The following is a 12,199-nucleotide window of genomic DNA, read 5'->3' as shown; positions in this document are numbered from 1 at the left end:
AATGACATCGGGGTTCTGGCCCATGCCGAGATAGTCGTTGGAGCACCAGACGGTGATTTCCTCGGCGCGGCCGTTTGAACGCCAGATGGCGCGCGGAAACTTGCCGACAATGCGCTCGAGATCGGCGAAAACCCGGTAGCGCCGCTCGGCGTGGAGCTGGTCGATCGCTTCCTCGAAGAACCGCTGATAGTTCATGTCGGCAATCCCTATTGCTGTCGAGCAATCCGTTGGTGCCGCCACACCATGCCCGCCGCCTGGATTTTCATCCGTGGCCCAAGGACAGTGCGGCGGCCCCTTACCAAGTCTTGTCGTCTGCATGATGATCGCTCTGCGCGCCCGCGTTTGCCCGCGGTGTCTTGCGCCCTCAATCAGCGGCTACGCTCAACTTGGCAGGGTTAATGTAGCTGTTCGCCGGAAAGGCCAACCTTGATCCATGTCAACGTCAGGGAGCCAAGACGCCTTATTGCTTAGTTCGAGATGAAGCGGTGCAACGATCCGCTGCGCAGCACTGAACGCGTGACGCCGCCAAAGGTCATTTCACGGACACGGCTGTGGCCATAGCCACCCAGGACAATCAGATCAGCGGCATTCTCCCTACCAATCTGGAGGAGCAGGTCCGCCGGCTCGGAGAAGTGCGCATCCAAAACTTCCGATCTCGCCTTCACCCCGTGGCGTGCCAGGAAGCGCTCGACGTCCGCAACATCGTCCGGAGGCGCGGCGTTTCCCCTGTTTACGGATACGACCACAACATTTCTGGCCTCGACCAGAAGGGGCATTGCGTCCACGACAGCGCGGCGTGCTTCCCGCGTATCGTTCCATGCTATCAGGATGCTTTCAGCTCTGATCGGGGCAGAGGTTTCCGACGCCACAAGTATCGGGCGGCCGGCTGCAAGAATGAGACTTGCCGGATCCAGCATACGATGATGGTCGACGATCAGGTCAACCGCCGGCGAGCCAGTTAGGATCAGGTCGGCGGCACGCGCATTGAGTGCGAGCTGGCGAGTGGGATGTCCTATTTCTCCGCGCCACGAGGCGCGATTGCTGCCGTTGACCGTGCTCAGGAATTCCTCTCTCAAACAGTTGAGGCGGCCCTCTATCTCCTCCACCTGACACCACAACGCCTTGGTCGCGGCCTGGTCATCGGTGCCGGTTGGCATGACAAAATGCGGCTCCGCTGCACAGAATCCGATCAGATCGGCATTATGTCGTTGAGCAAGATCCCAAGCCATGGAGATGCGTGGCGCGGCGATGGTGTCCACGTCCAGTTGAACCATGATCGTTTTGAAAGCCATCGCGGTAGCCCCTTTGTGTTCAACCGAGCTAGCCACGAAGAACGGGCAGCGACCTTGATGCGTGTCAAACGCGGGAACGATATCGGCAGGCCCGATAGCATCTGTTGATCCGGATCAACGACTTGGCGACGAACAGTGTTAGCGTCGCATGACGAACACTTTTGTTTGCACCAATCACAATGGAGTGCCGATCATGCTAACCCATCCCCGACCGTCGCAATTCGGCATGCAGCAATCGAGGACGCTGCGGCGAAGACAGTCGCGTAAATCGAAGGGCGCAACCATGAGCAGCAATATGGGCAAAGGGCGTTGCTGGCGGCGGTGGTTTCGATCGGTTTGCGCCCCTGCGGTGGTGTTGGTTGGTTCCGTGCTGCCCGCACAGGCCAACAGCCTGACGGAACGCGGTCATACTTTGGTCGAGTTCAATTGTGCCCGCTGCCACTCCATTGGAAAAACCGATAAAAGCACCCATCCCGACGCACCGGCGTTTCGCACCTTGTCGAAGCGCTATCCGATCGCGGATCTCGAGGAAGCCCTCGCCGAGGGAATTTCGACGGGCCATCCAGACATGCCCGAGTGGGTTGCGAGCCCTGACCAGATCGAGGCGATAATCGCTTACATCGGCAGCTTGCAGCAACCGTGATCGAGGTCATAGGCGCAGCGACCGACCGAGCCTGACAGATCGACAGCGCGATCGGAGTTTATCCAGGTCGCTCTGTACCATGTAATCGACCTTGCAGTCTCCATCAGAGCAACTCCAGATGGAGCTAGCGCAACATCCGGTCAGCGGCACGGAAGAACGACCGCGCGTGCGCCACGATCTGGGCCTCCGTAGGATGATCCGCGGGTTCAACACCGAGAATGCGGTCCTTCAAGTGCGCATGGTGGTCGCGGATATGCCTGGCCAGCTCATCCTTTGCCGATCCTGGTCCCACGATCAGCCATTCCTTGGCCGGCTGCAGGGCGTTGACCACATCGTGGTAGAAGGCTTCGTTTTCCGGCGCACGCTTGCCGTCGATGCTGCCTGCCTTGTTATGAGTCTGATGATGCGCCAGCGTAGTGGCAAGCCTGACGCTTTCGGCTGACTCACGATTGAAGAAAAACACCTTGGCTTCGCGATGGTCGAGCCAAGCGACGGCATGTTGAATCTGCATGTCTTAACGTCCTTGAGTTATTGTTGATGAGCGCAATTGTCGCGCTCGAATGCTTCACGCGGATTGGAACTCCAGCGTTGCCAGGATCGAGCCGGGTTTGATAACGGCATTTGCTGCGGCGACAATCGTCGCGCGGCCACCTGCCGGCGCGACAATCTCGTGAAGCGCGTCTTCGACGCGAACTCGGCTATTCGCTCGCTGGCCTTGATTGTGTCGCCGCTGGCAATGAACCGACGCTCCGGTATATGCCCTCGAGCAACATACTGGACGCCCACAGCGCCTCGTCGACCTTGATGTTCTGCATCGCAATTCTCCTTTGAAATGGAACGATAGACTGCTCGACGGAAGCGTCTTTGATCAAGATCAAGGCAGGGTGCCGTCTTGCGGACAAAAGTTCAGCAATCCTCGAAAATGATCCATGTCAAAGCGCGCTGCGCTGTTTTCCTCAAAGCTAAGACGATGTGGAACCCAATCCTAAGCGCACCGTATGGTCGCGACCTCGAACTCGCCGTCTTCGACGAAGAGGGGACGCATGCACTGGTATTTCCGTGCGTAAGGAGTCGAGAAGGCTGGAAGAACGCCACCACCGGCGCCCGTGTTGACATCCGGCCGACGCACTGGCGCGAGTGGGAGTCTGAGAAGGTTCAGGCCAGAACTGGCAATCCTTTAGAAGGTTCTCCCTAGGGTCTGGATTCCACGATCAACGCCATGCGCACAAGATGTGATAGACTGCCGGCGCCCATCTTGCTCATGACATTGGCACGATGGATTTCGACTGTACGCGGGCTGATTCCTAGGTCATAGGCGATCGTCTTGTTCGGCAGACCCGACACGAGCCCGTCGAGGACCTGCCGCTCGCGTTCCGACAAGGTCGACAGACGCCCGCGGATATCGGCTGACTGCGGATGCGCCGCATTGAACTGATTGCGGTTGGCCAGAGCGGAGTGAATCGCTTCGATCAGCATTTCATCGTCGAACGGCTTCTCGATGAAATCGGAAGCGCCTTCCTTCATTGCCTGAACGGCTAGCGCCACATCGGCGTGGCCAGTCATGACGATGACCGGGATTCTATGCCCGCCTGCTCTGAGCTGGCGCAGGAACTCGATGCCGTCTATGCCCGGCATGCGCACATCGGTAACAATGCAGCCGTCGAGACTGCCCGTCGCCGTCGAGAGGAAAGCTGTGGCCGATTCGTGCAGGCGTACAGCGAAGTCTGCCGTGGCCAGCAGAAAACCGAGCGACTTGCGAACGTCGACGTCGTCGTCGACCACGTGTACCACCAGATCACTCTCGGCCATTTGTGACCTCTTCCTTATCTACGATGCGCAAGGTGAAGCGGAAAGCGGTCCCGCCGGCCGGCATTGCCTCGGCCCATATATGACCACCGTGCGATTCCACGATGGTGCGGCAAATGGAAAGGCCGACACCCATGCCTTGCTTCTTTGTGGTGACAAATGGCTGGAACAGTTGAGCCGAGACCTCCGGCGCGAGACCTGGGCCGGTATCGATCACGCTTACCTCTGCCATCCCATCATCCCGAGCAACGGTTGTGACTTTCAATTCGCGGCGCGGTGCATCCTGCATGGCCTCCACCGCGTTGCGCATCAGGTTGAGCAGAACCTGCTGAATCTGGATGCGGTCGGTCAAGACCAGTTCGGCGGCAGGGTCAAGCTTGTAGCTGACGAGGACATTTGTCTCCCTCGCACCGACCAGGGCCAGCGATGAGGCTTCCTCAATCAGCGCTGGCAATCGTTCGACCTGACGCTCGCTTTCGCCCCTTGCAACAAAATCCCTGAGATGACGGATGACGTCTCCTGCCCGTAGGGCCTGCTCAGCTGCCTTTTCCACGGCATCCCGCAGCATAGGCGCGTTTTCTTCCGTACTCTTCTCGAGCAGCCGACGACTGCCTTTGAGGTAGTTGGTGATGGCGGTAAGCGGCTGGTTGATCTCATGAGCAAGCGTCGAGGCCATTTCGCCGAGTGCGGTAAACCTCGCCATGTGAAGCAACTCCTGCTGCTGCTCCTGGATTCTTGCTTCCGCCCGGTGGCGTTCAGTCAGGTCGCGGCAAAAGCCGGTAAAGAAGCGTCCGGTTCCAGGATTCATTTCGCCGACGGACAGCTCCATCGGGAAGGTCGAACCATCCTTGCGCATCCCGGTGACGGTGCGCCCGAGCCCGATAATCCGGCGCTCTCCGGTGGTCAGGTAGCGAAGCAGATAGGCATCATGCTCGTCGCGGTAGGGCGGGGGCATCAGCATTTTCACGTTTTGGCCAATGACCTCACCTGACTGATAGCCAAACAATGTTTCGGCGGCTGTGCTGAACGATTGGATCCCGCCTTGCTCATCGATGACGACCATTGCATCCGGCACTGTTGCCAGGATCGATCGTAAATGGTCCTCACGCAGCCGAAGAGCTGCGTTTGCAAAGGAGAGTTCGCTGACATCCGTGCCTTCGATGAAGATCGCGGTGATACGGCCATCGTCGGACTTGATGGGCTGATAGACGAAATCAAGGATGCGCTCTTCGAGCGGCCCGTCGGCCTTGTTGCGAAGGCCGACCTTTACGCCCTGGCCTCTGTATGGCTCGCCGGTCGTGTAGACCTGGTCCAGATGTCCGAAAAACTCATCTCCTTCGAACTCGGCAAAGGCTTCCCGGACTGACTTTCCAATCACCTGCCTGTTGCCGATCAACCGCTGGTAGGCGGCATTGGTCAGTTCGAAAACGTGACCCGGCTCGCGCATGAGCGCGATGAAGCCCGGAGCCTGATCGAACATCCGCGACAAGAGGGCTTTCAGTGTCGTCCCACCGGGCGACAAACTGAGCGCTTCGTCTTTGATCACCTGAAATTCCTGGGTTCGAGACGGTGCTACCGGGGCTACCTATCACTTCTCATCGCACAGGCAAAACAGATCGCGACGGCGGTTCCGCAAGAGATTCCGTTGGTAGGCGCAATTGGCGGGTCTTTGACGCGCATCAAGGCACCGGACGCTGACGAATGCGATCCATCACGCAATTGCACCGTTTCATCGAAAGGCATCCGCAATGTCCTACAAGTCAATTATCGTAAACCTCGCCATCGATGAGGCTCCTGCGCCCATTGTTCAGGTTGGGATCGAACTTGCCGAACGATTTGGAGCGCATCTGATCGGCCTGGCGGCCGCTGACGTCCCGCCTCTGGTCGCAACAGGCGACGGCATGGTCTACGAGGGCGAGGTCATGCAGATCCAACGAACGGAAATCGAAAAGCGGCTCGCCGAATTACGTGACGTGTTCGAGACGCTTGTCCCAGCTTCGGTCACAAGCGAATGGGGGCAAGCGGTCTGCAGTCCAACCCGCCTGCTCAGTGCAAAAGCGGCCGCGACCGATCTCATCGTCACCGGTGGTGGCGATGGAGACAATGTCTTTCGCGCTGTCGACATTGGCAGCCTAGCACTCGGGACCGGGCGGCCAGTTCTGGTCACTGCCGGCAATATGGAGCATATCCGCGCGAAAACCGTGCTGGTTGCCTGGAAGGACACCAGGGAGGCACGGCGGGCGATAGCCGATGCACTGCCGTTTCTGGCCAAGGCGAACGAGGTTGTCGTCGCCACAATTGACAACAGTCGTGACGAGAGCATTCGTAACAGCCTCGACGATGTCGCCGCCTTTCTTGGGCACCATGGCATCAAGGCGCGAACCGAGTTGATCTCCGGCGAGGCTGATGGCGCCCGGCTGGTGACTTTCGCACGCTCGATTCACGCGGACCTGATCGTTTCGGGCGCCTACGGCCACAGCCGCTTGCGGGAATGGGCGTTTGGCGGCGTCACCCGCACGCTGATCGAAGAGAGCGGCATCAGCCGCTTCCTGTCGTATTGATGACAGGCGAAGCTGACCAGCAATCCGTGCCGCCGGACGGCGCCGCTTATTGGTCGATCGAGACTGATGACCTTCTGCGGAGCCTCGAGACGTCGCCATCGGGGCTTGCCGCCTCCGAGGCCGCATCGCGGCTGGCAAAATTCGGTCGAAACACACCGGCGTCGAAGTCGAGCGCGTCGGCCATGGTCATGTTTGCCCGCCAGTTCCGCAGCCCGCTTGTCCTGATCCTCATTTTCGCAGCCAGCGTGTCGGCTTTCGTCGGTGAGGGCCAGGAGGCTGCGATCATCGGTGCGATAGTGCTGGCAAGCTGCATCCTGAGCTTCACCCAGGAATATGGCGCGTCGCGGGCGACCGAGGCCCTGAAACAGCGTATTTCGCGCAAGGCCATTGTGTTGCGTGACGGCGTCGAGTGTTCGATTGCTGCCGAAGACATCGTGCCGGGCGACGTCATCCGGCTTTCAGCAGGAAACCTCATCCCCGCGGACGGTATCATTCTGGACGCGCGCGATTTCAATGTCAGCGAGGCCCTGCTGACCGGTGAAACCTTTCCCGCGGTGAAGACACCGGGGCGGTCGGGGCCAGAGGCTTCGCTTTCCCAGCGCACCAATGCAGTCTTCACGGGCACATCGGTTCGCAGCGGTACCGCGACTGTGCTTGCCGCGGCGACAGGCGCCCGCACCGAATTCGCATCGATCGCCGCGGCCCTGGAGCGAAAGATCCCCGAAACGGGGTTTGCCCGGGGGATAAGACAGTTCGGCTATCTGATGACCGAGATCATGCTGGCGATTGTCATCCTGGTGTTCTTCGCCAACCTGATGCTGCATCGACCGCTGATTGAATCGCTGCTGTTTTCGCTGGCGCTCGCGGTTGGCCTCACGCCGGAACTCCTTCCGGCCATCATCAGTGTGACGCTGGCTCGAGGGGCTCGCGCGATGGCTGCCAATGGCGTCATCGTGCGCCGTCTCGATGCTATCGAGAATCTGGGCAGCATGGACCTGCTGTGCACCGACAAGACCGGCACGCTGACGGAAGGCGTCATCCACCTCGACGGGTGGCTCGATGTCGATGCCAATCCGTCAGCCGACATCCTGCTTTGGGCCCGTCTCAACGCGACCCTGCAGACCGGACTGAAGAACCCGCTGGACGAAGCGATCGCCGCTGCGCCGGGCGAGGGCGCATCGTTTGCTGCCTTCACGAAGGTCGATGAGATTCCTTACGATTTTATCCGCAAGCGCCTATCCGTTGTTGTGCGGAGCAAGGATGCCGGAGATCTCCTGATCACCAAAGGCGCCGTGCAGAATGTTCTCCAGACCTGCGGCTCCGTCTGCACGGCCAGGGGGCTGGAACCCCTCGATGCAACGCACCGTGCGGCGATCGACGACAAATTCCGGCGCTGGAGCGCGGACGGTTACCGCGTGCTGGGTGTGGCGATCCGTCGATTTGAGAACCGGAAAGCGTTCAGCAGGAAAGATGAGATCGAGCTCGCCTTCGCGGGCTTCCTGCTTTTTCTCGACCCGCCGAAGAAAGGCGTCAAGGAGACACTTGCCGAGCTCGCCCACCGCGGCATCGCGGTAAAGATCATTTCGGGCGACAACCGTTATGTTGCCGCGCATCTTGCGCAGGCGGTCGGCCTGCGCGCCGACAGGATCATGACCGGCGAGGCGCTTTCGAAATTGACCAAGAGCGCGCTTTTTGCAGGCGTGCAGCACACCGATCTTTTCGTCGAGATCGATCCCAACCAGAAGGAGCGCATCGTTCAGGCCTTGCGGAGCAGGGGCCATGTCGTTGGTTACCTTGGCGACGGCATCAATGATGCGCCCGCCCTCCATGAGGCTGACATCGGCATCTCGGTCGACACCGCTGTCGATGTCGCGCGCGAGGCCGCCGATATCATCCTCCTCAAGCAGGATTTGGGCGTGCTGGTGCGCGGCGTCGACGATGGCCGCAAGACATTCGCCAACACGATGAAGTATATTTCAATCACCACCAGTGCCAATTTCGGCAATATGATCAGCATGGCTATCGCCTCGCTTTTCCTGCCTTTCCTGCCGCTTCTGGCAACACAGATCCTGCTCAACAATTTCCTTTCCGACGTTCCTTCTCTCGCCATCGCAGGCGACAACGTGGATCCAGACCAGCTGCGCCGGCCGCGCCACTGGGACATCCGTTTCGTGCGGCGGTTCATGATCAGCTTTGGCCTGGTCAGTTCGCTGTTCGATTTCGCCACGTTCGCGTTCCTGCTGTTCGTCGCGCACGCCACGGCGGCTGCCTTCCAGACGGGCTGGTTTGTCGAATCGTTGCTGACAGAGCTTGCGATCGTGCTCATTGTGCGCACGCACAGAGCTTTCTGGACCAGCCGTCCGAGCCCATTGCTCGCCTGGCTTACGTTGGCTGTCGGGGTTGTCGCGATCATCATCCCCTATCTGCCGTTTGCTGCCTGGTTCGGCTTCGTGCCTTTGCCGCTGCCCGTGCTTGCCGGGCTTGTCGCAATCACTGCGCTCTATGTCCTGGCCTCGGAGGCGACCAAGCGCTGGTTCTTCGGGCAAGAGAGCCGCCAGTCGCACCGGAGGAGGGCGGGGCAGCTGATCGACGGAGAGCTCAAGCCTCACGTGGCCTATCCGAGATCATAGGCCATGAGGGAAGGCTTCAAGCGATGATGAAAAGAAGCGCGGGCATTCTGCCCTTTCGCAGATCGATCCATGGGCTGCAGGTGCTGCTTGTCCATCCAGGCGGCCCCTTCTGGCAAAGCCGAGATCTTGGCGCCTGGTCCATCGCCAAGGGCGAGTACGGTGAAGGCGAACTGCCGGAAGCGGCAGCGCGGCGCGAATTCCAGGAAGAGACAGGCTGGGAGCCCAAAGGGATCCTGCTCAATCTGGGAGAGTTGCGCCAGCGAAAGAGCAAACTCATTGCTGCTTTCGCGCTTGAAGGCGATTTCGATGTCGCGACGTTGCGCAGCAACATTTTTGAGATGGAATGGCCACGACGCAGCGGCCGCATGCAGTCATTTCCCGAGGTGGATCGCTGTGCGTGGCTGGACCTAGATCTGGCCCGGGTAAAACTGCTTGCCGGTCAGCGGCCCTTTATAGACTGGCTCGTCGCTTCTGTTTAGCGCGGCATGCTCCCTTTCCAAGGGCTCAGAGGTTGGGAAGGATGCCGCCTCTTGATCAAGATCAACGCCGCTGGCCGCCAGCATGGCAATGATGGCGAGTAGGCAGGAGTGATCAATATGAGCTTTCTCGATTACCTGATTTCGGTCGACGCCAGAACGGCTCTGATGGGTCGCATGATGCGGACGCTCGGCGTCGACAGACATTTGAAGGTCGTGGCAGACCATGCGGCAGTCACCAATCGGGCGGTGAACCGCTGCCGTGCCTGCGGCCATCAGGACGAATGTATGACCTGGCTCGATGAACACGAGCATGCGAGCGAGCCACCGGACTTTTGCCACAACCGTGACCTGATTGCCCGGTTGCAACACGTATCTGGCGAGCGATAGCGGCTCCTACACAGGACGCGGCCGCTCGACGGACGTCACCGCTCAATTGCAGCACTGCTGTGAATGATGACAAAACCAATGGATTTAACGCCGACGCCGCTGCGTTTGGCGTGGCGGCGCCGGAGTAACCTGCCGTGACCCGCAAGCAGAAGCGACTGTCTGTGATCATCGGAGGGCTGGCCTTCCTCGGCGCGGCCACCGGGTTGACCTTTTATGCGCTCGGCCAGAAAGCCTCCTATTTCTACATGCCAGCCGAGCTGACCACTGCCAGTGTGCAGCCCGGCCAGCGCATCAGGCTGGGCGGTTTGGTCGAGAAAGGTAGTATCACCCGCGGGCACGGCGCAACCGTCGCCTTCTCGGTCACCGACACGCAAAAATCGGTCAAGGTCACCTATATCGGTATCCTTCCTGATCTGTTCCGTGAGGAGCAGGGCGTCATCACCGAGGGCTCCTTCAATCCGGATGGCGTATTCGTCGCAGACAGCGTTCTGGCGAAGCATGACGAGCGCTATATGCCCAAGGATGTGGCCGACGGACTCAAGGCCAAGGGCGTCTGGCAAGAAAGCAACGGTGAGTAGCCTGGTGATTGTAAAAGTCGCCGCTCAGCGCGACACTAATCGGTCGCAGCCAGTGGCTCGGCCGCCAGCCTGGTTTACACCGATCGCGCGGTGCGTCCGCGACGCACGGTTCCCCAGTTCAGGAAACCAGCAGCACGGACATCGGCCCGGCGCAGAAGAGATTGTCCTTCACCATCTTGACGCCGGCGACGTTTTCCGCGGCGACAATGGCCGCCTGGCGCTGGCGTTCGTCGAATATGGCGCCACTCAATTCGACCGCGCCATTTTCCACGACGACGCCGATCAAATCGGCATTGGCCCATTTCTGTGCCGAGAACTCCGCGACAATTCTCTGCCGGATCTCGTTGTCGCTGGCGGCGTTTGACGCCGCGCTTGTCGAAACGCGCAACAGCGCGCGGAGCAGATCGGAGCGGGCAATCATGCCAACGACCATTCCATGCTCGACGATCGGGATGCGTTTGACGCGGTGCTTGATCATCAGTTCGACGATCTGCTCGATCGACGCGGTGGGAGGCGCGGTCAGGACGCTGTCGCTCATCACCTCCTCGACCAACCGTCCATTGGCGAGGACATACTCCTGGGCAAGGCTTCCCGGGCCAACCAGAAACTCCAGCCAGCGTGGGCGCTTGCGCTGCGTGCCCAGTTCCCTGCGGCGAAGAAAATCACCTTCGCTGACGATCCCCATAAGAGAACCGTCGCTGCGAATGACGGGAAGGCCGCTGATCTTGTTGGTGAGCATCAATCCGGCCGCCTCGGCGATCGATGCGGACGGATCTATTGCGATGACCGGCTTGCTCATTATGGCTTCGGCTTGCATGTCGCTCTCCGGAGTTTCCAATTCTCCGACTTCTTAAAAAACACATGCAGGAAGGGCCTTGATCTGGATCATTTTGCTCTCAAGGCAAATGGTCCAAAGGAAGGTCGGCATTCCCGTCAACCAGCAATCGCGCTCTTGGCTACATTCACGCCAAGTTCATAGACCAGCAGTCCACCATAGTAGGCCGTCGCGGTCACCAGCATCGCTCCGCCAACTTCAATCAAAGGAATGGCGATCGTTACAACCCGCATGTCACGGTTCCGCACCCAAAGGGCGAGCCGCACAAGTCCCCAGATCATGAAGGCAACGGCAGTGATACCCCCCAAGCTTTCATGGATTTCTGCGACATCGCTGCTGAAACCGGCCGCTTCGGCATGATCCAGGGCAAGACCGCCGAAGAACCAGGTCCCGATGGCGAACACTCCGGCAGCAAGTGCCACAAAAGTAGAGATCGTACCGGCGCTCGATCTTCTGGTGACGACGCTGCCGCCAACGAGCGCTACAAGGTCGATAGCCACGAGCAGATAGATCAGAACAATAGGAAAATGAACAAGCATGGGGTGGATATGTTGAATAGGGATCACGAAACTCTCCAGAAATTGGCAAGGAACTTTGGATAATTTGCCTGCTTTGAAACGAGCCTTCGCCCACGACATTGGTGGCCATGCACAGCGAAGGGGAGACCTAGTCGTTATCGTCGGCTTCATCGCCTTGCTGGTCGTCGCACACATCGTCGCCACCCTTGATGGCTTTCGGGGTGGAGGCGTCCTGCATGGGGATGGCCTGCAGATCTATCGGGCCGGATGGGACAACAGACGATGACGCCTCACATGATCCTCCGTCCGATTCAGCGGCCGCCGGCAGGGCAAAGATCGTGAGGCTTGCAAGTGCTGCAAGGACAAGCATGGAATCGCGCATGGTCTCGTATCCTTCTCGGCGCGGCCATGATTGGACGCGATGATGCCCTGATATGGACCCTTTGCTTGCTGTGGGCTGAGGATAACTG

General features: G+C 59.5%; 13 protein-coding genes and 1 pseudogene. 6 read left to right on the top strand and 8 right to left on the bottom strand.

Annotated elements, in window-relative coordinates; all coding sequences use genetic code 11:
• Positions 1-195, bottom strand: a pseudogene (locus tag X727_RS0134990) (5-aminolevulinate synthase); the annotation flags it as partial.
• Positions 196-467: 272 nt separating this feature from the next.
• Positions 468-1,292, bottom strand: coding sequence for a universal stress protein (locus X727_RS135935; protein WP_023835458.1), 825 nt, complete (start codon positions 1,290-1,292; stop codon positions 468-470).
• 283 nt (positions 1,293-1,575) lie between these two features.
• On the opposite strand from X727_RS135935, the gene X727_RS135940 reads away from it, so the two are divergent.
• Positions 1,576-1,935, top strand: coding sequence for a cytochrome c (locus tag X727_RS135940; protein WP_245274242.1), 360 nt, complete (start codon positions 1,576-1,578; stop codon positions 1,933-1,935).
• Positions 1,936-2,059: 124 nt separating this feature from the next.
• Here X727_RS135940 and X727_RS135945 read toward each other — a convergent pair whose 3' ends face one another.
• The 3 genes from X727_RS135945 to X727_RS135955 form a co-directional block, all read right to left on the bottom strand.
• Positions 2,060-2,446, bottom strand: coding sequence for a hypothetical protein (locus tag X727_RS135945; protein ID WP_023835456.1), 387 nt, complete (start codon positions 2,444-2,446; stop codon positions 2,060-2,062).
• A gap of 680 nt (positions 2,447-3,126) precedes the next feature.
• Positions 3,127-3,744: a response regulator FixJ gene (gene fixJ, locus X727_RS135950; RefSeq protein ID WP_023835454.1), complete on the bottom strand. Its 618-nt coding sequence runs from the start codon at positions 3,742-3,744 to the stop codon at positions 3,127-3,129.
• Positions 3,731-5,287, bottom strand: coding sequence for a PAS domain S-box protein (locus tag X727_RS135955; RefSeq protein ID WP_031204847.1), 1,557 nt, complete (start codon positions 5,285-5,287; stop codon positions 3,731-3,733). Before X727_RS135955 ends, fixJ begins: the two co-directional genes overlap by 14 nt.
• A 202-nt stretch (positions 5,288-5,489) precedes the next feature.
• Between X727_RS135955 and X727_RS135960 the strand changes: the two genes are divergently transcribed.
• From X727_RS135960 to ccmE, 5 genes are all read left to right on the top strand, one after another.
• Positions 5,490-6,302, top strand: coding sequence for a universal stress protein (locus X727_RS135960; protein WP_023835452.1), 813 nt, complete (start codon positions 5,490-5,492; stop codon positions 6,300-6,302).
• Positions 6,302-8,932 carry a magnesium-translocating P-type ATPase gene (gene mgtA, locus X727_RS135965; protein ID WP_023835451.1) on the top strand — a complete coding sequence of 877 codons (2,631 nt, stop codon included), beginning with the start codon at positions 6,302-6,304 and terminating at the stop codon, positions 8,930-8,932. Before X727_RS135960 ends, mgtA begins: the two co-directional genes overlap by 1 nt.
• A 23-nt stretch (positions 8,933-8,955) precedes the next feature.
• Positions 8,956-9,411 (top strand): NUDIX domain-containing protein, encoded by a 456-nt coding sequence (locus tag X727_RS135970; RefSeq protein ID WP_023835450.1) that lies wholly within the window; start codon positions 8,956-8,958, stop codon positions 9,409-9,411.
• A 117-nt stretch (positions 9,412-9,528) separates the two neighbouring features.
• Positions 9,529-9,798 carry a DUF6455 family protein gene (locus X727_RS135975; RefSeq protein WP_023835449.1) on the top strand — a complete coding sequence of 90 codons (270 nt, stop codon included), beginning with the start codon at positions 9,529-9,531 and terminating at the stop codon, positions 9,796-9,798.
• A 134-nt stretch (positions 9,799-9,932) separates the two neighbouring features.
• A complete protein-coding gene (gene ccmE / locus X727_RS135980; RefSeq protein WP_031204842.1) occupies positions 9,933-10,376 on the top strand; it encodes a cytochrome c maturation protein CcmE in 444 nt (147 codons plus the stop codon).
• Positions 10,377-10,494: 118 nt separating this feature from the next.
• Here the strand turns inward: ccmE and X727_RS135985 are convergent, their stop codons facing one another.
• The 3 genes from X727_RS135985 to X727_RS135995 form a co-directional block, all read right to left on the bottom strand.
• Positions 10,495-11,193 (bottom strand): CBS domain-containing protein, encoded by a 699-nt coding sequence (locus X727_RS135985; protein ID WP_023835447.1) that lies wholly within the window; start codon positions 11,191-11,193, stop codon positions 10,495-10,497.
• A gap of 116 nt (positions 11,194-11,309) precedes the next feature.
• Positions 11,310-11,849, bottom strand: coding sequence for a DUF2231 domain-containing protein (locus X727_RS135990; protein ID WP_031204840.1), 540 nt, complete (start codon positions 11,847-11,849; stop codon positions 11,310-11,312).
• A gap of 28 nt (positions 11,850-11,877) precedes the next feature.
• Positions 11,878-12,111 carry a hypothetical protein gene (locus tag X727_RS135995; protein WP_023835445.1) on the bottom strand — a complete coding sequence of 78 codons (234 nt, stop codon included), beginning with the start codon at positions 12,109-12,111 and terminating at the stop codon, positions 11,878-11,880.
• Positions 12,112-12,199: the final 88 nt, after the last annotated feature.

Origin of the sequence: Mesorhizobium sp. L103C105A0 (genome assembly GCF_000502215.1) — a bacterium.
GTDB lineage: Bacteria > Pseudomonadota > Alphaproteobacteria > Rhizobiales > Rhizobiaceae > Mesorhizobium.
The sequence above is the reverse complement of the archived record's forward strand: the minus strand, read 5'-3'. Positions and strand labels throughout refer to the sequence as shown.

Coding starts and splice junctions, on each gene's coding strand:
- X727_RS135935 (WP_023835458.1), bottom strand. CDS start 1,292: ATGGCTTTCAAAACGATCATGGTTCAACTGGACGTGGACACCATCGCC.
- X727_RS135940 (WP_245274242.1), top strand. CDS start 1,576: ATGAGCAGCAATATGGGCAAAGGGCGTTGCTGGCGGCGGTGGTTTCGA.
- X727_RS135945 (WP_023835456.1), bottom strand. CDS start 2,446: ATGCAGATTCAACATGCCGTCGCTTGGCTCGACCATCGCGAAGCCAAG.
- fixJ (WP_023835454.1), bottom strand. CDS start 3,744: ATGGCCGAGAGTGATCTGGTGGTACACGTGGTCGACGACGACGTCGAC.
- X727_RS135960 (WP_023835452.1), top strand. CDS start 5,490: ATGTCCTACAAGTCAATTATCGTAAACCTCGCCATCGATGAGGCTCCT.
- mgtA (WP_023835451.1), top strand. CDS start 6,302: ATGACAGGCGAAGCTGACCAGCAATCCGTGCCGCCGGACGGCGCCGCT.
- X727_RS135970 (WP_023835450.1), top strand. CDS start 8,956: ATGATGAAAAGAAGCGCGGGCATTCTGCCCTTTCGCAGATCGATCCAT.
- X727_RS135975 (WP_023835449.1), top strand. CDS start 9,529: ATGAGCTTTCTCGATTACCTGATTTCGGTCGACGCCAGAACGGCTCTG.
- X727_RS135985 (WP_023835447.1), bottom strand. CDS start 11,193: ATGCAAGCCGAAGCCATAATGAGCAAGCCGGTCATCGCAATAGATCCG.
- X727_RS135990 (WP_031204840.1), bottom strand. CDS start 11,849: ATGTCGTGGGCGAAGGCTCGTTTCAAAGCAGGCAAATTATCCAAAGTT.
- X727_RS135995 (WP_023835445.1), bottom strand. CDS start 12,111: ATGCGCGATTCCATGCTTGTCCTTGCAGCACTTGCAAGCCTCACGATC.